Genomic DNA, 19,748 nt, shown 5'->3' on the forward strand with positions numbered 1-19,748 from the left:
CTGGGCCTGATCGCCGGCGGCGGCGCCCTGCCCATATCGGTGGCGGCGCGGTGCGAGGCCGAGGGCCGGCCGGTGTTCGTGGTGCGCCTGACCGGCTTCGCCGATCCGCATCTGGCGCGCTACCCCGGCATAGAGGCCGGCATGGCCGAGATCGGCAAGGTGCTGTCGGCGCTGAAGAAGGCGGGCTGTGCGGCGGTGACCTTCGCCGGGACGGTGAACCGGCCGGACTTCCGGAACCTGAAGCCGGATTTCAAGGGCGCGACCCTGCTGCCGGGCATCGTGGCGGCGGCGAGCAAGGGCGACGACGCCCTGCTGCGCAAGATCCTGTCGGTGTTTGAAAACGAGGGCTACGCCATCGAGGGCGCCGACGACATCCTGGGCGGCGAGACTCTGCCGGGCGGCGCCTTGGGGGCCGTGCAGCCTTCCGAGGAGCAGCTTTCCGATCTCAGGAAGGCGCTTCATGTCGCGGAAAAGGCCGGCGAACTTGATATCGGTCAGGGCGCAGTCGTCTGCGACGGTCTGGTGCTGGCGGTGGAGGCGCAGGAGGGGACGGACGCCATGCTGGCGCGGGTCGCGGCCCTGCCGGCGGACCTGCGCGGCTCCGCGAACGACCGCAAGGGCGCGCTGGGCAAGGCGCCCAAGCCGATCCAGGACCTGAGGGTCGATATGCCGGTGATGGGCGTACGCACCGTGGAGATGGCGGCGGCGGCCGGACTGGCCGGCGTGGGCGGCGTGGCCGGAAAACTGATCCTCATCGACCACGCCGCCATCGTCGAGGCGGCCGACCGGCTGGGCGTCTATGTCTGGGGCGACAGGGACCAATGAGCCGGCCGCTGAAAATCATGCTGGTGGCGGCCGAGGCGTCGGGCGACGCCCTGGGCGCCGGCCTGGCCGAGGCGCTGAAGGCGCGGCTGGGGGCTGATGTGGTCTTTGTCGGCGTCGGCGGTCCCCGGATGGCTGAGCAGGGCGTGCAGAGCCCGTTCGACATCGCGGAGCTTTCCATCTTCGGCTGGCTCGAGGGGCTGAAGGCCTATGGCGTGGTCAAGCGCAGGGTGGCCGATACGGTCGCCCTGGCCGTCGCCGAAAAGCCGGACGGCGTGGTCCTGATCGACAGCTGGGGCTTCACCATCCGCGTGGCCAGGGCGCTGAAGGCGGCTCTGCCCGGGGTCCCGCTGATCAAATATGTCGGGCCCCAGGTCTGGGCCTCGCGTCCGGGGCGGGCGAAGACCCTGGCGGCGTCGGTCGACCACCTGCTGGCCCTGTACGCCTTCGACGCGCCGTGGTTCGAGCGGGAGGGGCTGCCGACGACCGTCGTGGGTTCGCAGGCGCTGCACGCCGATTTCGGCGACGCGGACCCGGCCGCCTTCCGCGCGTCGCGGGGGATCGCGCCCGGCGCGCGCCTGCTGCTGGTCCTGCCGGGCAGCCGACCCTCGGAAATCCGGCTGATGACGCCCGTGTTCGAGGCCGCCGTCGCGCGGCTGAAGGCGGTCGACCCCTCGCTGCAGGTTGCGGTCGTCGCGGCGGGCACCGTGGCGGACGACGTCGCCGGACGGGTCGCGGGGTGGCCGTTCCGGGCGCATCTGGTTCCCGAGCGTGAAAAATACGCCGCCATGCGCGCCGCCACCGTGGCCCTGGCCACCAGCGGCACCGTGTCGACCGAACTGGCGCTGGCGGGCGCTCCGATGGTGATCTCGTACCGCTTCCAGCCGCTCAGCTATGCGATCATGAAGCCGTTCTTCACCGGCAAATACGCGACCCTGTTCAACCACGCCGCCGACGCCGAGATCGCCCGCGAGCTGATCCAGAACGACGCCACGCCCGAGAATCTGGCAGCTGAGGTCGGGCGGTTGCTGGCCGATCCCGAGGCGCGGCGCGCGCAGGCGGACCGGCAGACGGCGGCGCTGGACCTGATGGGGCGGGAGGGGCGCAACCCCTCCGAGATCGCCGCCGACGCGGTGCTGCGCGTGATCGCCGGCAAGGCCGCCTAGACGGGCGGTCGGCGCTTCGCCAGCCGGATCGCGCTGGCCACGCAGGCGCCGAAGAGCGCGCCCTCCAGGCCGGCGGTGATGATCTGGCTGGTCAGGCCGAAACTGCTCTCGCCGAACAGGGCCCCCATCCGGTCGACGCCCAGTCTGGACTGGGGAAAGGCGTGAGCCAGCTGATGCAGGCTGCCGCCCATGAGCCGGCCGCCCAGCAGGGGAATCGCCGCGCCGGCCGCGCCGCCCGCCAGGCCGGCGGCGGCGATGCTGTGGGCGGGCGAGGAGGGGCCTCCGACGCGCGGTCCGAGCCAGGCCCCGAAGCCGATCGCGCCGCCCAGCAGGGCGCCTTCGGCGGCGCCGGTGATCTCGCCGGGGCTCTGGCCGAGCAACAGGCTGAAGGCGTCGATTCCGATCAGGTTGACGACGGCGCCGATGATCATGCCTCCCAGGGCGCCGCCGACCGTGTTCCACAGCCAGGCGCGGCCGGGGGCGAAGCCGGCCGAAGCGATCCCGAAGCCGACGCCCCCTCCGCCCACGAGACCGACGATGGCGGTCAGGCAGGTCAGGACAAGGATGATCGATATGGCGCCCATGCCGGACTGCTGCGGCTGGGCGGCCGCGATGACGCCGTAGAAGAGACCGCCCAGAACACCGGCCACGCCGCCGCCGATCATCCCAGCCGCGCCCACCCGTGCAAACAGCGACCGGGGTCCGCGCGGCGAGGCGTCCTGGCCCTGAAGCGCGACAGGCCCCGCACGCGCCGAAGCTGGTTCAGCGCGCGTCACAGGGGCGATGAAGCGATAGCCGTGTTTGGGAACCGTCTCGATGAATCGCGGCCGGCCGGCGTCGTCGCCCAGTTGCCGTCGGATGGTGCGGATGCACTGGGTCAGAGCCTCGTCGGTGACCGGGACGCCGCGCCAGACCTCGTCGAGGAAACGGTCCTTCGAGACCAGCCTGCCGTCCTCGCTGACCAGAAGGACCAGGGCGTCGAGATAGCGGGCGTTCAGCTCGACCGGGGTGTCGTCCCGGGTCAGCCGCCGATCGCCTGCGTCGAGCAGGAATCGTTCAAAGCGAAAGCGGCCGTGCGGCATGGGTTCAGCAGGACTTTCCGATATTGCCCATGCTCCTCGCGGAGCTGCTCAAGCGGAAGGAAGCGTCACCCATCGACGCCGACAAGGCAATGGCCTGACGGCCAACGAAAAACGCCGGGGCGCGGGCCCCGGCGTTTCATTGTCGCAGGCCTGATCAGCCGCGTTTGGCGATCGGCACGTAGTCGCGCTCGGTCGGGCCCGTATAGAGCTGGCGCGGGCGGCCGATCTTCTGGCCGGGGTCGGCCATCATTTCCTGCCACTGGGCGATCCAGCCGACAGTGCGAGCCAGCGAGAACAGCACGGTGAACATCGAGGTCGGGAAGCCCATGGCCGACAGGGTGATGCCCGAATAGAAGTCGACGTTCGGGAACAGTTTCCGCTCGATGAAATATTCGTCGTTGAGGGCGATGCGCTCCAGCTCCTTGGCGACCTGGAACAGCGGGTCGTTGGGATCGCCGACGGCGGCCAGCACCTCGTCGGCGCTCTCCTTCATCACCTTGGCGCGCGGGTCGTAGTTTTTGTACACGCGGTGGCCGAAGCCCATCAGCTTGTACTTCTTGGCCTTCACGCCCTCGATGAACTCCGGGATCCTGTCCGGGGTGCCGATCTCCTTGAGCATGTTCAGCGCCTCCTCGTTGGCGCCCCCATGGCTGGGGCCCCACAGACAGGCGATGCCGGCGGCGATACAGGCGAACGGATTGGCGCCCGACGAACCGGCCAGACGGACGGTCGAGGTCGAGGCGTTCTGCTCGTGATCGGCGTGGAGGATGAAGATGCGGTCCATGGCCTTGGCCAGCACCGGGTTGACCACATAGTCCTCGGCCGGGACGGCGAAGCACATGCGCAGGAAATTCTCGGCGTAGGTCAGGTCGTTGCGCGGCGAGATGAAGGGCTGGCCGACGTGGTATTTGTAGGCGCGGGCCGCCAGCGTCGGCATCTTGGCGATCAGGCGGATGGCCGAGATGTTGCGCTGGACCGGATCATGGATGTCCAGGCTGTCGTGGTAGAAGGCCGACAGGGCGCCGACGGTGCCGACCATGATCGCCATCGGGTGCGCGTCGCGGCGGAAGCCCTCGAAGAAGCGGTCGAACTGCGAATGCAGCATGGTGTGCATGGTGATGCTGCGCTCGAAGGCTTCGTATTCCGAAGCCGTGGGCAGTTCGCCGTGCAGCAGCAGGTGGCAGACCTCGATGAAGTTGGACTTGGACGCCAGCTGGTCGATCGGATAGCCGCGGTGAAGCAGGGTGCCGACATCGCCGTCGATGAAGGTCAGGGCGCTTTCGCAGGCGGCCGTCGAGGTGAAGCCGGGATCGTAGGTGAAGGCCTCGGTCGCGCCGTAGAGCTTGCGAATGTCGATCACGTCGGGGCCGGTGGAGCCCGACAGGACGGGGAGCTCGACGCTCTTGTCGCGGTAGGAGAGGGTCGCCGTGCCGGCGGGTTTGGCTTGTTCAGTCATTGATGCCCCTGAGGGTTTAGGCGGAAACCGGCGCGGAGAGGCGCTATCCACGGTCTGATGAATTGTCAGATAGTCTGTTGCAGCGCATCATCCAAGCGCCCGAGGCTTTCTTCTCGTCCCAGGGCGGCCAGAGTCTTCGCGATGTCGGGCGAGACGCCGTCGCCGGTCAGGGCGGCGCGTACGGCGGGGCCGATCTTGCCGAAGCCCACGGCCTCTTCCTCGGCGAACACCTTGAGCTCGGTCTCGAGCGCGAAGACGTCCCAGCTGGCGAACAATTTCAGCCTGTCGCGCAGCCGGGCGATGCGTTCGCCCGATTCGCCGGCGAGCATCGGCAGACCCTTTTCATAGATCTTCAGCGGACGCGGACGCAGGACGAAGGCGGTCTGGTCCGCCAGTTCCAGAACCGTCTTCGCGCGGTCCTTCACGAACGGCATGGCTTTCAGCAGTCGGGCCTCGTCGTCCGGACCGAGGGCGTGGCCGCGCGCCAGATGGACGTCCAGCGTCATCTTGGCCAGCCGGTCGTCGTCGGCCAGCCGGATCCAGTGGGCGTTGACGTGGGCCAGCTTGTCGAAGTCCAGGCGGGCGGGCGCCTTGCCGACGCCGGTCAGGTCGAACCACTCCAGCGCCTGGGCGTCGTTGAACAGTTCGTCGTCGCCGTGAGCCCAGCCCAGACGGGCCAGATAGTTGCGCATGGCCTCGGGCAGATAGCCCATCTCGGCGTATTCATGGACCGCCTGCGCGCCGTGCCGCTTCGACAGCTTGGCCCCGTCGGGGCCGTGGATCAGGGGGATGTGGGCGAAGCCGGGCCGCGTCCACTCCAGCGCATCATAGATCAGGCTCTGGCGGGCGGCGTTGTTCAGATGGTCGTCGCCGCGGATGACGTGGGTCACGCCCATGTCGTGGTCGTCGACCACCACGGCCAGATTGTAGGTGGGGGCGCCGTCGGAGCGCAGCAGGACCAGGTCGTCGAGGTCGTCGTTGGCCCAGCTGACCGTTCCCTGCACCTCATCCTCGACCGTCACCTGACCGGGCAGGGGACGGCGGAAGCGGACGACGTGCGGCTGCGTAAGGTCGTCGACCGTGGGCTCGCGGTCGCGCCAGGGCGATTCAAACGTGCGCCGCTCGGCCTTGGCGAGGTCGCGCAGGCGGCCTGTTTCCTCCGCCGAGGTGAAGTCGCGGTAGGCGGCGCCACGCTCCAGCAGTTCGTTGACGACCTCGCGATGGCGGTCGGCGCGGCTGAACTGGAACACCGGTTCCTCGTCGGCGAACAGCTCCAGCCAGCTCAGGCCGTCGAAGATCGCCTTGACGGCCTCGTCGGTCGAGCGTTCGCGGTCGGTGTCCTCGACGCGGATCAGGAACTTCCCGTTGCGTCCCTTGGCATACAAATAGTTGAAAAGCGCCGTTCGAGCGCCTCCTATGTGGAGGGAGCCGGTCGGCGAGGGGGCGAAGCGCGTGACAACGGCGGGGTTCGGATCGGACGGGGAGGTCATGGCGGGCGTTATAGCGCCGACGCCGGTAAAGCCCAGACTCGCCGACAGCGTCCGCGCCTTCCTGCGTGATCAGGTCGCGGCCCAAACCCTGCGCTGGCGGATGTGGGCGCCGGTGGCGTTCGGCGGAGGGTGCGCGGTCTATTTCGCGCTGAAGGCCGAGCCGCCCCTCTGGCCGCTGCTCGCCGCAGCCGTGGCCGGCGCGGGTCTGTGGCTGGGCGCGCGGCGTCTGGCGCCGGGGCGGGCATGGACCCTGCCGCTGCTGATGCTGGCGTGCTTCGCCCTCGGCGTCGCGGTCGCGAAGCTGCGGACAGACGCGGTGACAGCGCCGATCGCCCCGGCCATGGCCGGGCCGACCGTGGTCGAGGGCTGGGTGGTCGATGTCGACAGCCCGGGATCGGCGGGGCCGCGGGTGGTCATCGCGCCCGTGCGCATCCGCGGCCTCGCGCCCGAGCAGACGCCGGTCCGGCTGCGCGCCACGGTCCGCGGCGAGGCTCCGGCGCCGGGTCAGGCCGTGCGGCTGTTCGCCATCCTCAATCCGCCGCCGGCGCCCGCCAGCCCCGGCGCCTATGATTTTGGTCGCAACGCCTTCTTCCAGAGCATGGGCGGCGTGGCCTTTTCGGTCGGAGAGACCCGGACCGCGTATCTCGCGCCTCCGCCCTGGCGTGTCCGGGCGGCGATGGCGGTCAACGGCATGCGGTTCGATCTGGCCCGGCGCATCGTCGCGCGGCTGGGCGAGCGGACGGGCGGCATCGCGGCGGCCATGACCACGGGGCAGGAGGCGTGGCTGAACCCCGACGACGTCGATGTGATGCGCGATTCCGGCCTGGCCCACATCCTGTCGATCTCGGGCCTGCACATGGCCGTGGTGGGCGGGTTCGCCTTCTTTCTCGTACGGCTGCTGGTCGCCGCCTGGCCGTGGCTGGCGCTTCGCGCGTCCGGCAAGAAGGTCGCGGCGGTCGCGGGCTTGCTGGCGGTCGGGACCTATCTGGTCGTGTCGGGCGCGCCGCCGCCGGCCGAGCGGGCCGCGATCACGGCCTCGATCGCCTTCCTCGCCATACTGCTCGACCGGCAGGCGATCACCATGCACGCCCTGGCGGTCGCGGCCTTCGTGGTGTTGCTGCTGCAGCCCGAGGCCATCGTCACGCCGGGTTTCCAGATGTCGTTCGCGGCCACGGCGGCCCTGGTGGCCTTGGTCGAGGCCTGGCCGCGGCGGCCGAAGGAGATATCCGCGCCGTTGCCGATCCTGATCGTCCAGCGGGCGGGGGCATGGGTGGGCGCGGCCGTTCTGGCCAGTCTGGTGGCGGGAGCGGCGACCGGGCCGTTCGCCATGCAGCATTTCAACCGCACGGCCATGTACGGGCTGGCGGCCAATCTGGCGTCGGCGCCGGTGTCGGACTTTCTGATCATGCCGATGCTGGCCCTCGGCGCCCTGCTGGAGCCCCTGGGTCTGGGCGCGCCCTTCCTGTGGCTGGCGGGGCAGGGGATCGGGCTGATGCTGGCCATCGGCGAATGGACCGCCGGCCTGCCGGGCGCGGTGCGGACGGTGGCGAGCGCGCCGGACGTCGCCCTGCCGATCTCCTTCCTGGGCGTCCTGTTCTGTTGTCTTTGGCGCGGGCCGCTGCGCTGGCTGGGTCTGCCGCTGGCGGCGGCGGTCATGCTGTGGCCGCGCGAGCCGACGCCCGAGGTCTGGATCGGCGACGGCGGGACCAATGCGGCCTGGGTGCAGGCCGGCCAGACCGTGGTGATGCGGCCGGGTGTCCGGCAGTTCGCGGTCGATGTCTGGTCGCGACGGCGTGGCGTCTCGCCCGTCGAGCGACCCGCACAAGGTTGGACCTGCACGCGATTCTCCTGCGCGCCGGAGGTTCCGGGGGCGGGCCCGTTGGCCCTGTGGTGGGGCAGCAAGGCGCCATCGCTCGCACAGGTGGACGCCCTGTGCCGATCGGCGCCGGTCGTCAGCCTGCGTGCGCCCATGACGGTCCTGCCGGCTTCCTGCGACGGCAGACTGGTGCTGGACGGCGTCGACTACGCCCGCGGCGGGGCGGTTGAGCTGTGGCGCGAGGGCCCGGCGTCAGCCAGGCGCTGGCGGGCGGTCTGGTCGGCGGATGTGCGCGGCGACAGGCCGTGGAGCCGTCCCGGATAACGGCTGCGCCGTTTCCGGGATGACGAGGCGACGCATTTGTCGTCCCGGACCTGATCCGGGACGGGGTCAGTGATAGCGGCGGATGAGCCCGACCAGCTTGCCCTGAACCTCGACCTGGTCGGGGCCGAAGATGCGGGTCTCGTAGTTGCGGTTGGCGGGCTCCAGCGCGATCGAGCCGCCCTTCTTGCGCAGGCGTTTCAGGGTGGCTTCCTCGCCCTCGACCAGGGCCACGACGATGTCGCCCGAGGTGGCGGTGTCGGTGGATTTGATGACCACCAGATCGCCATTCAGGATGCCGGCCTCGATCATGGAGTCGCCCTCGATCTCGAGCATGTAGTGGTCGCCCGCGCCCAGCATGGCCTCGGGCACCGGATAGCGGGCGGTTTCGTGCTCGATGGCGGCGATGGGCGTGCCGGCGGCGATCTTGCCCATCAGCGACAGTTCGCGGGTGTCATTGGCCGGATCGGCGGGCATCGGCCGTCCGCCGCCCTGGATGACGTCGGGGCGGAAGGGCTGGCGGCCGCGCGGCTGCGAGGTCGTGGCCTGTTCCGGCAATTTGGTGACTTCCAGCGCCCGCGCACGGTGGGCCAGACGGCGGATGAAGCCGCGTTCCTCCAGCGCCGTGATCAGGCGGTGGATGCCCGATTTGGACGCCAGATCCAGCGCCTCCTTCATCTCGTCGAAGGAGGGCGACACGCCCGTCTCCTTGATCCGTTCATGGATGAACATCAGGAGTTCGTGCTGTTTGCGCGTGAGCATGGAGGTCCTCGAGGCGAATCCCGTTGCGAGAAACGTAGCGGAACAAACCGCAAACGTCCACAAGGTGTTCCTGAGGTGTTCCGGTTAAGGTCCGGTTACCGGAGCAGGGCGCGGGTCGCCGCCTCGACGTCCGCCTGACGCATCAGGCTTTCGCCGACAAGGATGGCCTGGGCGTGGGCGTCCGACACCCGCTGCACGTCGTCGGGGGTGAAGATGCCGCTCTCGGCGACCAGCAGGGCGCGGACGGGGCTCAGCATGGCGAGGCGTTCGGTGACCTCCAGATCGACCTCGAATGTGCGCAGCGACCGGTTGTTGATCCCCACCAGATCGCCGCCCAGCTTGCAGGCGCGGGCCATCTCGGCCTCGTCATGGGTCTCGATCAGGGCGTCCATGCCGAACCGTTCCGCCTCGGCCAGCAGTTCGGCGGCGAGGGCGTCGTCGACCATGGCGAGGATGATCAGGATGCAGTCGGCGCCGAGCGCCCGGCTCTCGGCCACCTGCCAGGGATCGACGAGGAAGTCCTTGCGCAGGCAGGGCAGGGCGGTCGCCTCGCGGGCCTGTGCGAGGAAGGCGTCGTCGCCCTGGAAGCTGGGGCCGTCGGTCAGGACCGACAGACACTGCGCCCCGCCGCGTTCATAGGCGCGGGCGAGGGCGGGCGGGTCGAAGTCGGCGCGGATCAGGCCCTTGGACGGGCTGGCCTTCTTGATCTCGGCGATCAGGCCGGGGCGTCCGGTTTCCTCGACGTGGCGTTCCAGGGCGGCGCGGAAGCCGCGCGGGGCGGACGCCTGACGCGCCAGCGCCTCGACGGCGTCCTGTGAAGCCGCGGCCTTGCGGGCGGAGACCTCTTCCCGCTTGTAGGCGGCGATGCCGGCGAGGACGTCGCTCACGCCGGCTCTTCTTCCGGCTCGGGCGCATTGGTGGCGACGACCAGCTCGTCCAGGGCCCGGGCGGCGCGGCCGTCGTCGATGACGGCGGCGGCGAGGACGGCGCCTTCCTTCAGATCGGCGGCGCGGTCGGCGACGACCAGGGCGGCGGCCGCGTTCAGCAGGACGATGTCGCGGTAGGCGCTCTTCTCGCCCGCGAGCAGCCGGCGCAGGGCCAGGGCGTTCTCCTCCGCGTCGCCGCCGCGAAGATCCTCGATCGAGGCGAGGGGCAGGCCGGCGTCCCCGGGCGTGACGGTGAAGCGGCGGACGGTCCCGTCCCGCCATTCGGCCACGCCGGTGGGCCCCGTGGTGGTCAGTTCGTCGAGGCCCTGCCCGTGCACCACCCAGGCCCGATCGGCGCCCAGCCGGCCCAGCACCTCGGCGAGGGGCTCCAGCAGACGGGGATCATAGACGCCCATCACCTGACGTTTCGCAGACGCCGGGTTCGAAAGCGGGCCCAGAAGATTGAAAACCGTGCGGAAACCGATCTCGGCGCGAACGGGCCCGACGTGGCGCATGGCCCCGTGGTAGGCGGGGGCGAACAGGAAGGCGATGCCGGCGTCGTCCAGCGAACGGCGCTGCTGGGCGGGGCTGGCGGCGAGATTGACGCCCAGCGCCGCCAGCACGTCGGACGAACCGGACTTCGAACTCAGGGCGCGGTTGCCGTGCTTGGCGACCTTCAGCCCGGCGCCCGCGAGAACCAGGGCCGCCGCGGTCGAGATGTTGAAGGTGTGCTGTCCGTCCCCGCCGGTGCCGCAGGTGTCGATGACGTCGTAGGGGTGATCCAGCTTCAGGGCCGCGTCGCGCATGGCGGTGGCGAAGGCGGCGATCTCTTCCACCGTCTCGCCGCGGATGCGCAGGGCGGTGACGGCGGCGGCGACCTGGGCCGGCGTCGGTTCGCCGCGCAGGCAGGCGGAGAAGAAGGCGTGGGCGTCTTCCGTCGACAGGACGCGGCCGTCGACCAGCCGGGCCAGCAGGGGTTTGAAGCCGTCGGCCATCAGACCATCGCCCGGCGTCTGACGTTGGCCAGATCGAGGAAATTGCCCAGCAGGTCGTGGCCGTGTTCGGTGGCTATGGACTCGGGGTGGAACTGGACGCCGTGGATGGGGCGGGTCCTGTGCGCCAGCCCCATGATCTCGCCGTCGGCGGTCCAGGCGGTGACTTCAAGCGCCTCGGGCAGGGTTTCGCGGCGGACGGCGAGGCTGTGGTAGCGCGTGGCGGTGAAGGGCGAAGGCAGGCCCTTGAACACGCTCTGGCCCTCATGCTCGATCGGCGAGGTCTTGCCGTGCATCAGGGCCTTGGCGCGGATCACCTCGCCGCCGAACGCCTGACCCATCGCCTGATGGCCCAGGCAGACGCCGAAGATCGGCATGTCCAAGGGGGCGGTGTCGAGAACGGACAGGCAGATCCCCGCCTCGTTGGGCGTGCAGGGGCCGGGCGACAGCAGCACCGCCTCGGGCTTCAGGGCCCAGGCCTCGGCGGCGGTCAGGTCGTCGTTGCGCACGACGCGCGTCTCGGCCCCCAACTCCGCCAGGTAGTGGACGAGGTTGTAGGTAAAGCTGTCGTAGTTATCGACGACCAGGATCATGTCTTGGCTTCTAGGGGGTGCGGGGCGACCCGCCAAGCGCCTCCGCCCGTAAGTCTTCGTTAACCAAACTGTCCCGAAGTGGCCCGGTCCAAACGGGGAGCCGGGCCATGACCGACAAGACCATCGCCAGGGCCCGCGTGCTGCTGACGCCCGTGGCCGCCAGGGCCAATCCGTACGCCACGCTCGGCGCGGCCGCGCTGGCGGCGATGGCGGCGGTGCTGATGGCCGGGGTGGTGGTGCTGGGACCCGGCGTCCACTTCGACGAGACCGTCGTCTCCGCCCAACCCTGAGCCTTGGCCTAGCGGTTGCCGAACGGATAGCGCCAGGCGTCCTCGGCGGCCCGCATTGGCGCGCGGGCCTTGGCTTGCGTCTCGGCGTATTCGGCCGCCGGATCGCTGTCGGCGACGACGCCCGCGCCGGCCTGGACGTGGATCTTGCCGTCGGCGAACAGGGCGGTGCGCAGGACGATGCAGACGTCGGCCTCGCCGCCCGCGGAGATGTAGCCGACGCCCCCGCCATAGCCGACGCCGCGCTTGGTCATCTCCAGCTCGTCGATGATCTCCATCGCCCGCACCTTGGGCGCGCCGGACAGGGTGCCGGCGGGCAGGGCGGCCAGAAGCGTGTCCACCGCGTCCAGCTTCGGATCGGCGTCGCCCTGGACCTCGGAGACGATGTGCATGACCGAGCTGTAGCGCTCGATGCGGAAGCTCTCGATGACCTCGACGGTGCCGGGCGCGGCGACGCGGCCGACGTCGTTGCGGCCGAGGTCCAGAAGCATCAGATGCTCGGCCCGCTCCTTGGGATCGGCCAGCAGTTCCGCCTCGAGCGCGCGGTCGGCCTCGGGCGTGTCGCCGCGCGGGCGGGTGCCGGCCAGCGGGCGGATGGTGACGCGCCCGTCCTTGAGCCGGACAAGGATTTCCGGGCTTGATCCCGCCAGTTGGAAATCGCCGAAGTCGAGGAAGAACAGATAGGGCGAGGGGTTCGACCGCCGCAGCGAGCGGTAGAAGGCGAACGGGTCGGCGCTCCACGACGCGGCGAAGCGGTGGCTGAGCACGACCTGGAAGATGTCGCCCGCGCCGATGTAGTCCTTCGCCCGCGCGACCAGTTCGCCGAAGCCGTCGGCGTCGACGGGCGAGGCGAAGTCAGGCGCAGCCGACTCCACTGCGACGGGGATGGCGGGAAGGGGTCTGCGCAGATCGGTTTCGAAGGCGTCCAGGCGCGCCGTTGCGGCCTCGAAGGCGGCCTCGGCCGTCGCGCCGCCGTCGGGATAGGCCGCCGAGACCAGCACGATCTCGTGGCGGACGGAATCGAAGATGGCCACCAGCGTCGGGCGGGTCAGGACGGCGTCGGGAAGGTCCAGCGGATCCGGATTCGCCGCCCCCAGCGGCTCGAGCAGACGCACCATGTCATAGCCGAAGACGCCGAACAGGCCCGCGGCCATCGGCGGCAGGTCGTCGGGCAGGTCGAAGCGCGAGGCGGCCATGAGGGCCCGCAGCGACGTCAGGGCATCCCCGGCTTCAGGGGTGAAACGACCCGCCGCGATGTCGGCTCCGCGCGCCAGACCGGCCTGGCCGTCCCGGCAGCGCCAGACGGCGTCGGGCTCGCGCGTGATGATCGAATAGCGGCCGTTGACGGCTCCGCCCTCGACGGACTCCAGCAGGAAGGCGTGGGTCCGACCGTGCCCGACCTTCAGAAAGGCCGAGACGGGCGTCTCCAGGTCGTCGACCAGCCGGCGGACGACGACGCGGGGAAGGCCGGCGGCCCAGCCCCGCCGGAAGTCGGCGAAATCGGCCGCGACGGTCCCTGGGGTCATTGACCCTGAGCGGGAGCCGGGGCGCCGCCCGCGGGAGCGGCCGGCGCTTCGGCGGAAAGGCCCAGGGCCGCGCGGGCCAGGGCTTCGTCATAACGGGCCTTGGAGCGCGCGGCGGCCGTCTTGAGAGCCAGTTCGCCGACGGCGTTCACGTTGTCGCCCGCCATGCGCTGACGGAACTGCTCGGCCATGGGCGCGGCGAGGACAGCCGGGGCCGGCGTGATCCGGTCGGTGCGGCCGATGACGAAGCTGTCGTTGGTGTTCTGCTGCGAGAACATCTCGCCGCGGCCGCTGCTGAACACCCCCTGGATGACCCCCTGGCCGTACTGCTGGACCGACTGGCGGCTCAGGCCGGATCCGGTCTGAAGCGTCGCTCCGACGGACGCCGCGACGGCGGCCAGGTCCTCGCCGCCGCGGACGCGGGCGGCGAGGGCGTTGGCGCGGGTGGTCAGCAGGCGGGCGTTCTCGCGCAGGACCCATTGCTGGGCCAGCGGGGCCCGGATCGATTCCAGCGGCGGCAGGGCCGCGGGCGTGACCTCGTCGACGCGGACGACGAAATACTGGCCCTGGCCCATGTCGATGACTTCGCTCTCGCCGCCCTTGCCGAGGGTCCACATGGTCTGGACCAGCTGGGGCGGCAGCGGCGGGTTGATGTCCTGGCCGTTGCGCAGCTTGCCGTCCTGGCGGATCGCGGGGACCTGAATGATCCGGGCGCCGATCTCGGCCACGGCGGCGTTCAGCGTCTTGCCGGCCTCACGGGCCTTCTCATACGCCTCGACGCGGGAATAGACGGCGGCGCGGGCGTCTTCGGCGCGCAGTTCCTCGATCACCTGCTCGCGCACGTCGGAGAGGGTGGCGGCGCGGCCCGGAGTGATGGCGGTCACCTTGGCGACCACGAAGCCGACGCTGGCCTGGACCGGGGCCGAAACCTCGTTGGCGGCCAGGCCGAAGACGGCGGCGGCGATAGCGGGATCGCCCAGGGCGCTGCGCGGGGTGTCGACATAGTCGGCGGGCTGGATGTTGTTCGCGCCGGCGACGACGGCCGGGGCCTCACCGGCCCGCAGGCGGCCGGCGATGCGGTCGGCGGCGGCGCGGTTCGGAGCGGTCAGGGTGACGAAGGTGCGCTTCTCCGGCAGGGAGAGGGCGTCGCGACGGAAGTTGAACCGTTCCTCGATGCGGGCCTCGGTGACGGCGGCGGGCGCGGCGCGGCTGTCGAACAGGACGACGGAGGCGGTCCGCGATTCCGGCAGGCGCAGTTCGGCGGCGTTCTGGTTCATGAAGGCGGTCAGCTGGGCGTCCGTGGGAGCGCCGGCCGTTCCAGCCATGGCCTGGGTCACGGCGAACCAGCGCCCGTCGCGGGTTTCGAGCGCCTGGCCGGCCAGGATCGCGCCGTAGATGCGCGGCAGGCGCATGCCGGCGCCGAGGGCCGAGCCGTAGTGCTGGGTGATGTACTGGTCGCGCATCTGCGCTTCGAACATCTCGGGCGTGGCGTTGTTCTCGGCCAATTTCTGCCGATACAGGTTCTCGTCGAATTTCCCGGTGACGGAGTCGAAGAAGGCGGGCGCCTGGCGAAGCTCGCGCAGGACCAGTTCCTTGCCGGGACGGATGCCCGTGTTCCAGGCCCAGTTCAGGAAGCCGAGCTGCTGGGACCGCTGCTGAAGGTACTGGACCAGGCCGCCCTGGCCGATCAGCTCTTCAAAGGTGAGGGCGCGCCCCGCCTGTTGCTGCGACTGCTGGAGGATCCGGTCCATTTCGCCCCGGAACTCGGCCTGGCCGACGCTGCGGTCGCCGGCGGTCACGACATGTTTGGGTCCGAGACTCCCGAGCACGTCCAGCTGGGTTCCCCCCGTGACGAGCAGCCCGAGGGCCAGAACGACAAGCAGACCCACGGCCCATTTGGACTTGGCGAAGGTGCGGAACGCAGAGAGCATGGTCGATCCTGGCGGAACAGCGACGAGAGTATCGCTTGGCCTATAGGGCGTGAGCGACCTGCACGGCAAGACGATGTCCATTCTTGTTGGACCGCGGTCATCGACCGTCCGGGATTTCCCCGTTCTAGTCGGCCTGACGGCTTGGCTTGAACGGTCTCGCCGCATAGAAGGCGGGCATGAAACAATCCGTGAAACTGGTCGCCGGCAATTGGAAGATGAACGGCCTGGGCGCGAGCCTGGGCGAGATGGAGGCGTTGCGCGCCGCGCTGGATGGGGAGCCCGCGGCCTGCCGTGTCGCCCTGTGCCCGCCCGCGACCCTCGTCGAGCGAATGGCCCGGAGCGCGGCTGGAAGCCGGATCGAGATCGGCGGGCAGGACTGTCGGGCCGAGACCCACGGCGCCTTCACCGGCGACATCTCCGCGCCGATGCTGAAGGACGCAGGGGCGACCCTGGTGATCCTCGGCCACTCCGAGCGGCGTCAGGGCCACGGCGAGAGCGATCTTCTGGTGTCGGCCAAGGCCGAAGCGGCGCTGGCGGCCGGTCTGGCCCCCATCGTCTGTGTCGGCGAAACCCTCGAACAGCGTGAGGCGGGACGCGCCGTCGAGGTGGTGAGATCGCAGATCATGGCGTCCCTGCCGCTGGCCCTGGCGGGCCGCGACTTCGCCGTCGCCTACGAGCCGGTCTGGGCGATCGGAACGGGTTTGACGCCGACGCTGGAGCAGATCGAGGAGGTCCACCGCGCCGTCCGGGCCGCGATGATCGAAAGGCTCGGGCTGGGCGTCGCTGCGACGCCGATCCTGTACGGCGGCTCGGTCAAGCCGGACAACGCCGCCGAGATCCTGGCCGTCCCCGAGGTCGGCGGAGCCCTGGTGGGCGGCGCTTCCCTCAAGGCCGCGGACTTCCTCGGGATCATCCGGGGCGCGTAACCGCCGGGACCGTTTGCTCCCGTCCGTCATCAATGTTAGACGCCGCCGCTTGATCGGCGCGGTGTCGCGCCACACATATCGGCTGCCATGCTCCAGACCATTCTCCTCGTCGCCATGATCCTCATTTCGGTCGCGCTCGCCGGCGTGATCCTGATTCAGCGCTCCGAAGGCGGCGCGCTGGGCATGGGCGGAGGCCCGTCGGGTTTCATGACGGCGCGCGGCGCCGGCAATCTGCTGACGAAGACCACCTGGGTTCTGTCGATCCTGTTCTTCCTCTGCGCGATCGGCCTGACCATCCTGGGCAACGTCGAGCGCTCGAACAGTTCGATCGTGGACGCCGACGCCATCGGCGAACTGATCGCCCCGACCACGCCGCAGACCGCTCCGGTCGCCGATCCCTCGGCTCCGGCCCAGCCCGCCGCTCCCTCGCTGCAGGATCTGGAGTCGAGCCTGTCGGGAACGGCTCCCGCCCCGGCTCCGGCCCAGCCCGCCCCGGCGCAGTAAGGATGAGCGGGGACGTTATCCCCGCCTTCCGCTCCCGCCCTCAAAGTCTCCAGTCCGCCGCCCCCGAATCGGCGGTAAGGTAATCTCCCATGGCCCGTTACGTGTTCATCACCGGCGGCGTGGTTTCCTCATTGGGAAAAGGCCTCGCATCCGCCGCTCTCGGCGCGCTTCTGCAAGCGCGCGGCTACAAGGTTCGCCTTCGTAAGCTCGACCCCTATCTGAACGTCGATCCGGGCACGATGAGCCCGTATCAGCACGGCGAGGTCTTCGTGACCGACGACGGGGCCGAGACAGATCTGGACCTGGGTCACTACGAACGCTTCACGGGCGTTTCGGCGGCCAGGTCGGACAACATCACCACGGGCCGCATCTATTCGACGATCCTCGAGAAGGAACGGCGCGGTGACTATCTGGGCGCGACGGTGCAGGTGATCCCGCACGTCACGGACCAGATCAAATCCTTCTGCCTGACGCCCGCGATGACGGACGACGGCGAGGACGTGGATTTCGTTCTCGTCGAGATCGGCGGCACGGTCGGCGACATCGAGGGCCTGCCTTTCTTCGAGGCCATCCGCCAGCTGGGCCAGGACCTGCCGCGCGGCCGGTCGTGCTTCGTGCACCTGACGCTGCTGCCGTACATCAAGACCGCCGGCGAGATGAAGACCAAGCCGACGCAGCATTCGGTCAAGGAACTGCGCTCGATCGGCATCCAGCCTGACATCCTGCTGTGCCGTTGCGAATTCCCCATCCCGCCCGAGGAGAAGCGCAAGATCGGCCTGTTCTGCAACGTGCGCGAAAGCGGCGTCATCCAGGCGATGGATTCCAACGACATCTACGCCGTGCCGCTGGACTATCACCGCGAGGGACTCGACGCCGAGGTCCTTGCCCATTTCGGCATCACGGACGCCCCCGCGCCGGACCTGACCATGTGGCAGGAGATCGCCCGCCGCCGGCTGCAGCCCGACGGCGAGGTCACCGTGGCCATCGTCGGCAAGTACACGGTCCTGAAGGACGCATACAAATCCCTGATCGAGGCCCTGCACCACGGCGGGGTGGCCAACAACGTCAAGGTCAACATCGACTGGGTCGAGGCCGAGACCTTCGAGGGCGACCGCGAGGCCTGCGACGCGCGCCTGCAGGCCGCCCACGCCATCCTGGTGCCCGGCGGCTTCGGCGAGCGCGGCTCGGAAGGGAAGATCGAGGCCGCCCGCTTCGCCCGCGAGCGCAAGATCCCCTATTTCGGCATCTGTTTCGGCATGCAGATGGCGGTCATCGAGGCGGCGCGGAACCTGGCCGGCTATCCCAAGGCCTCATCGACGGAATTCGGACCCACGACCGAGCCTGTGGTCGGTCTGATGACCGAATGGACCCAGGGCAATCAGCGGGTCCTGCGCCAGCAGGGCGGGGACATGGGCGGCACCATGCGGCTGGGCGCCTATGACTCGACGCTGAAGCCCGGATCGAAGATCGCGCAGATGTACGGTTCGACCACCATCAGCGAGCGGCATCGCCACCGCTATGAGGTCAACATCAACTATCGCGAGGCGATCGAACAGAAGGCGGGACTGACCTTCGCCGGATTGTCGCCCGACGGCGTCCTGCCCGAGACGGTCGAGCGCGAGGACCATCCCTGGTTCATCGGCGTGCAGTATCATCCGGAACTGAAGAGTCGGCCGTTCGCGCCGCACCCGTTGTTTGCGGGCTTTATTGATGCGGCTGTGGTGCAGAGTCGATTGGTTTGACGGGGCTGATAGTCCCTTCAAACGGTTGGCGATGACGACAGCGGACACAGACCTGGGTGCCAGGCTGGCTTCTGCTGTCGACGAACATGTGACCCTTCCGGGCGCATTTCAGAGACTCGAACACAGTCGTTTCCCTCCCTTACCCATTACAGAACAATGTTCTATTCTGTTTTGCGCTGCAAGTTTCGAACGAACAGCCCCGCTTCAGGTTCCAGTGAACATGGTGCGATCCGCCTTGACGGCTTCCAGGATCATCCCCGTCACCGCCCGGATCCGGGCCAGGGGCCGGAGATCCGCGTGAGTCACCAGCCACAGGCTGCGGTCCAGATGCACGGCGTCCGGCAGGACCCGGCGCAGTCCACCCTCCCGCGCGGCGATGAAGTCCGGAAGGACGCACAGACCGGCCCCGGCCAGCGCAGCCTGCAGTTGGGCGATCAGGTTTGAGCTTTGCAGGGCGACGTGAATGTCCACGTCAGGCGCCTGCATGTAGTCGAGCTCGGGCGCGTAGAGCAGGTCGCCGATGTAGCCGATGAACCGGTGCCCCGCCATGTCGGCGCGCGTCAGGATCGGCGGCCGGGCGTCCAGGTAGGACGGGGCTGCATAGAGGCTGAGGCCATAGTCCGTCAGTTTGCGCGAGACCAGCCGGCCCTCGCGCGGCGCACTGAGCGTCACCGCGATATCGGCCTCCCGCTTTGACAGGCTGAGCACGCCCGAAATGGCCACCAGCTGGATGTCCAGCCCCGGGTGACGGTCGGCCAGCCGCGCCATGAGCGGAGCCAGAACATAGCTGCCGAAGCCTTCGGGCGCGCCGATCCGCACCGTGCCGGTCAGCGCCTGGTCGGCCTCGCCCAATTCATCCGCGGCCCGGATGGTCAGGCTTTCGATCTTCTCGGCCGTCGGCATGAGGCGCTCGCCGTGGGGTGTCAGGGCGTAGCCGTGCGGGCTGCGGTCGAACAACTGCGCCCCCAGACCCGTCTCCAGCGCGGCGATGCGCCGGGCCACTGTGGTGTGATCCATGGCGATCCGCGCCGCCGCCGCGGTCAGTCGTCCGGTTCGCGCCACCGCCAGAAAGGCGCGCAGGTCATTCCAGTTGAAGTCCGCCACGCGCGCTCCTGTGCAAAAACGCACAACGATTGCTCAAATGATGGCATCGTCAGAACAGAAAAGCCATGAGATACCGCCGCTATCGAACGCAGCTTTGTTAAGAGGACGCCTCGTCATGGCATTCGACGCCGCCGCCTACGTGCCCGCTTCGCCCATACAGGTTCTGCCAGCTCTCGAACCGCTCGACGCGGCCGGGGATCTGTGCCCGGCCTGGACGGCGGAGAACCCGGATCGCGCACTTGCGTTGCTGTTCGTGGCCCCGCGCGCCTGCGCCGCCGTCGACGTTCTCGTCTCGCTCTAGGCAG

Annotated in this window: 18 protein-coding genes; 8 read left to right on the forward strand and 10 right to left on the reverse strand. The window is 69.5% G+C overall.

Annotated features, from left to right (window positions below):
- Both lpxI and lpxB read left to right on the forward strand, forming a co-directional pair.
- Window positions 1-825, forward strand: an 825-nt coding sequence (gene lpxI, locus V6M42_RS02055; protein WP_332676802.1) for a UDP-2,3-diacylglucosamine diphosphatase, incomplete at its 5' end; no start/stop codon positions are given.
- Window positions 822-1,988 (forward strand): lipid-A-disaccharide synthase, encoded by a 1,167-nt coding sequence (gene lpxB / locus V6M42_RS02060; RefSeq protein ID WP_332676804.1) that lies wholly within the window; start codon window positions 822-824, stop codon window positions 1,986-1,988. The genes lpxI and lpxB, both read left to right, overlap by 4 nt.
- Here the strand turns inward: lpxB and V6M42_RS02065 are convergent.
- From V6M42_RS02065 to gltX, 3 genes are all read right to left on the reverse strand, one after another.
- The gene (locus tag V6M42_RS02065) at window positions 1,985-3,070 is read right to left on the reverse strand and encodes a winged helix-turn-helix domain-containing protein (protein ID WP_332676806.1); all 1,086 of its coding nucleotides are present in this window, start codon (window positions 3,068-3,070) and stop codon (window positions 1,985-1,987) included. The genes lpxB and V6M42_RS02065 overlap by 4 nt on opposite strands.
- 154 nt (window positions 3,071-3,224) lie before the next feature.
- Window positions 3,225-4,526, reverse strand: a complete 1,302-nt coding sequence (gltA, locus tag V6M42_RS02070) for a citrate synthase (RefSeq protein ID WP_332660971.1) — start codon at window positions 4,524-4,526, stop codon at window positions 3,225-3,227.
- Between the two features lie 65 nt (window positions 4,527-4,591).
- Window positions 4,592-6,016 carry a glutamate--tRNA ligase gene (gene gltX / locus V6M42_RS02075; RefSeq protein ID WP_332676808.1) on the reverse strand — a complete coding sequence of 475 codons (1,425 nt, stop codon included), beginning with the start codon at window positions 6,014-6,016 and terminating at the stop codon, window positions 4,592-4,594.
- Here gltX and V6M42_RS02080 point away from each other — a divergent pair.
- Window positions 6,015-8,156: a ComEC/Rec2 family competence protein gene (locus V6M42_RS02080; protein WP_332676810.1), complete on the forward strand. Its 2,142-nt coding sequence runs from the start codon at window positions 6,015-6,017 to the stop codon at window positions 8,154-8,156. The genes gltX and V6M42_RS02080 overlap by 2 nt on opposite strands.
- Before the next feature lie 66 nt (window positions 8,157-8,222).
- Here the strand turns inward: V6M42_RS02080 and lexA are convergent, their stop codons facing one another.
- The 4 genes from lexA to V6M42_RS02100 all read right to left on the reverse strand — a co-directional run bounded on the left by lexA (window position 8,223) and on the right by V6M42_RS02100 (window position 11,426).
- Window positions 8,223-8,915 carry a transcriptional repressor LexA gene (lexA, locus tag V6M42_RS02085; protein WP_332676813.1) on the reverse strand — a complete coding sequence of 231 codons (693 nt, stop codon included), beginning with the start codon at window positions 8,913-8,915 and terminating at the stop codon, window positions 8,223-8,225.
- A 95-nt stretch (window positions 8,916-9,010) separates the two neighbouring features.
- Window positions 9,011-9,802 carry an indole-3-glycerol phosphate synthase TrpC gene (trpC, locus tag V6M42_RS02090; protein WP_332676815.1) on the reverse strand — a complete coding sequence of 264 codons (792 nt, stop codon included), beginning with the start codon at window positions 9,800-9,802 and terminating at the stop codon, window positions 9,011-9,013.
- Window positions 9,799-10,836, reverse strand: coding sequence for an anthranilate phosphoribosyltransferase (gene trpD / locus V6M42_RS02095; protein WP_332676817.1), 1,038 nt, complete (start codon window positions 10,834-10,836; stop codon window positions 9,799-9,801). The genes trpC and trpD overlap by 4 nt, the downstream gene beginning before the upstream one ends.
- On the reverse strand, window positions 10,836-11,426 hold the full coding sequence (locus tag V6M42_RS02100) for an anthranilate synthase component II (RefSeq protein ID WP_332676818.1): 591 nt from the start codon (window positions 11,424-11,426) through the stop codon (window positions 10,836-10,838). The genes trpD and V6M42_RS02100 overlap by 1 nt, the downstream gene beginning before the upstream one ends.
- A gap of 107 nt (window positions 11,427-11,533) precedes the next feature.
- Between V6M42_RS02100 and V6M42_RS02105 the strand changes: the two genes are divergently transcribed.
- Complete coding sequence (locus V6M42_RS02105; RefSeq protein ID WP_332660959.1) at window positions 11,534-11,716, forward strand: peptidoglycan-binding protein; 183 nt, start codon at window positions 11,534-11,536, stop codon at window positions 11,714-11,716.
- 8 nt (window positions 11,717-11,724) lie between these two features.
- Here the strand turns inward: V6M42_RS02105 and trpE are convergent, their stop codons facing one another.
- Complete coding sequence (gene trpE, locus V6M42_RS02110) at window positions 11,725-13,239, reverse strand: anthranilate synthase component I (protein ID WP_332676820.1); 1,515 nt, start codon at window positions 13,237-13,239, stop codon at window positions 11,725-11,727.
- Window positions 13,236-15,167: a peptidyl-prolyl cis-trans isomerase gene (locus V6M42_RS02115; RefSeq protein ID WP_332676822.1), complete on the reverse strand. Its 1,932-nt coding sequence runs from the start codon at window positions 15,165-15,167 to the stop codon at window positions 13,236-13,238. The genes trpE and V6M42_RS02115 overlap by 4 nt, the downstream gene beginning before the upstream one ends.
- Window positions 15,168-15,343: 176 nt before the next feature.
- Between V6M42_RS02115 and tpiA the strand changes: the two genes are divergently transcribed.
- From tpiA to V6M42_RS02130, 3 genes are all read left to right on the forward strand, one after another.
- Window positions 15,344-16,093: a triose-phosphate isomerase gene (gene tpiA / locus V6M42_RS02120; protein WP_332676824.1), complete on the forward strand. Its 750-nt coding sequence runs from the start codon at window positions 15,344-15,346 to the stop codon at window positions 16,091-16,093.
- 87 nt (window positions 16,094-16,180) lie between these two features.
- The gene (gene secG, locus V6M42_RS02125; protein WP_332660953.1) at window positions 16,181-16,597 is read left to right on the forward strand and encodes a preprotein translocase subunit SecG; all 417 of its coding nucleotides are present in this window, start codon (window positions 16,181-16,183) and stop codon (window positions 16,595-16,597) included.
- An 89-nt stretch (window positions 16,598-16,686) separates the two neighbouring features.
- Complete coding sequence (locus V6M42_RS02130; protein WP_332676826.1) at window positions 16,687-18,339, forward strand: CTP synthase; 1,653 nt, start codon at window positions 16,687-16,689, stop codon at window positions 18,337-18,339.
- Between the two features lie 204 nt (window positions 18,340-18,543).
- Here V6M42_RS02130 and V6M42_RS02135 read toward each other — a convergent pair whose 3' ends face one another.
- Window positions 18,544-19,443, reverse strand: a complete 900-nt coding sequence (locus V6M42_RS02135) for a LysR family transcriptional regulator (protein ID WP_332660949.1) — start codon at window positions 19,441-19,443, stop codon at window positions 18,544-18,546.
- A 115-nt stretch (window positions 19,444-19,558) separates the two neighbouring features.
- Between V6M42_RS02135 and V6M42_RS02140 the strand changes: the two genes are divergently transcribed.
- Window positions 19,559-19,744 carry a hypothetical protein gene (locus tag V6M42_RS02140; protein ID WP_332676828.1) on the forward strand — a complete coding sequence of 62 codons (186 nt, stop codon included), beginning with the start codon at window positions 19,559-19,561 and terminating at the stop codon, window positions 19,742-19,744.
- The last annotated feature ends 4 nt before the right edge of the window (window positions 19,745-19,748 follow it).

This window comes from Brevundimonas sp., from assembly GCF_036677305.1.
Lineage (GTDB): Bacteria > Pseudomonadota > Alphaproteobacteria > Caulobacterales > Caulobacteraceae > Brevundimonas.

What these genes read in the sequence shown, in the direction of transcription:
- secG (WP_332660953.1), top strand. Translation starts at nt 16,181, where the DNA reads ATGCTCCAGACCATTCTCCTCGTCGCCATGATCCTCATTTCGGTCGCG.
- trpD (WP_332676817.1), bottom strand. Translation starts at nt 10,836, where the DNA reads ATGGCCGACGGCTTCAAACCCCTGCTGGCCCGGCTGGTCGACGGCCGC.
- trpE (WP_332676820.1), bottom strand. Translation starts at nt 13,239, where the DNA reads ATGACCCCAGGGACCGTCGCGGCCGATTTCGCCGACTTCCGGCGGGGC.
- V6M42_RS02080 (WP_332676810.1), top strand. Translation starts at nt 6,015, where the DNA reads ATGGCGGGCGTTATAGCGCCGACGCCGGTAAAGCCCAGACTCGCCGAC.
- tpiA (WP_332676824.1), top strand. Translation starts at nt 15,344, where the DNA reads ATGAAACAATCCGTGAAACTGGTCGCCGGCAATTGGAAGATGAACGGC.
- lpxB (WP_332676804.1), top strand. Translation starts at nt 822, where the DNA reads ATGAGCCGGCCGCTGAAAATCATGCTGGTGGCGGCCGAGGCGTCGGGC.
- V6M42_RS02130 (WP_332676826.1), top strand. Translation starts at nt 16,687, where the DNA reads ATGGCCCGTTACGTGTTCATCACCGGCGGCGTGGTTTCCTCATTGGGA.
- gltX (WP_332676808.1), bottom strand. Translation starts at nt 6,016, where the DNA reads ATGACCTCCCCGTCCGATCCGAACCCCGCCGTTGTCACGCGCTTCGCC.
- V6M42_RS02100 (WP_332676818.1), bottom strand. Translation starts at nt 11,426, where the DNA reads ATGATCCTGGTCGTCGATAACTACGACAGCTTTACCTACAACCTCGTC.
- V6M42_RS02065 (WP_332676806.1), bottom strand. Translation starts at nt 3,070, where the DNA reads ATGCCGCACGGCCGCTTTCGCTTTGAACGATTCCTGCTCGACGCAGGC.
- V6M42_RS02105 (WP_332660959.1), top strand. Translation starts at nt 11,534, where the DNA reads ATGACCGACAAGACCATCGCCAGGGCCCGCGTGCTGCTGACGCCCGTG.
- lexA (WP_332676813.1), bottom strand. Translation starts at nt 8,915, where the DNA reads ATGCTCACGCGCAAACAGCACGAACTCCTGATGTTCATCCATGAACGG.
- V6M42_RS02115 (WP_332676822.1), bottom strand. Translation starts at nt 15,167, where the DNA reads ATGCTCTCTGCGTTCCGCACCTTCGCCAAGTCCAAATGGGCCGTGGGT.
- V6M42_RS02140 (WP_332676828.1), top strand. Translation starts at nt 19,559, where the DNA reads ATGGCATTCGACGCCGCCGCCTACGTGCCCGCTTCGCCCATACAGGTT.
- gltA (WP_332660971.1), bottom strand. Translation starts at nt 4,526, where the DNA reads ATGACTGAACAAGCCAAACCCGCCGGCACGGCGACCCTCTCCTACCGC.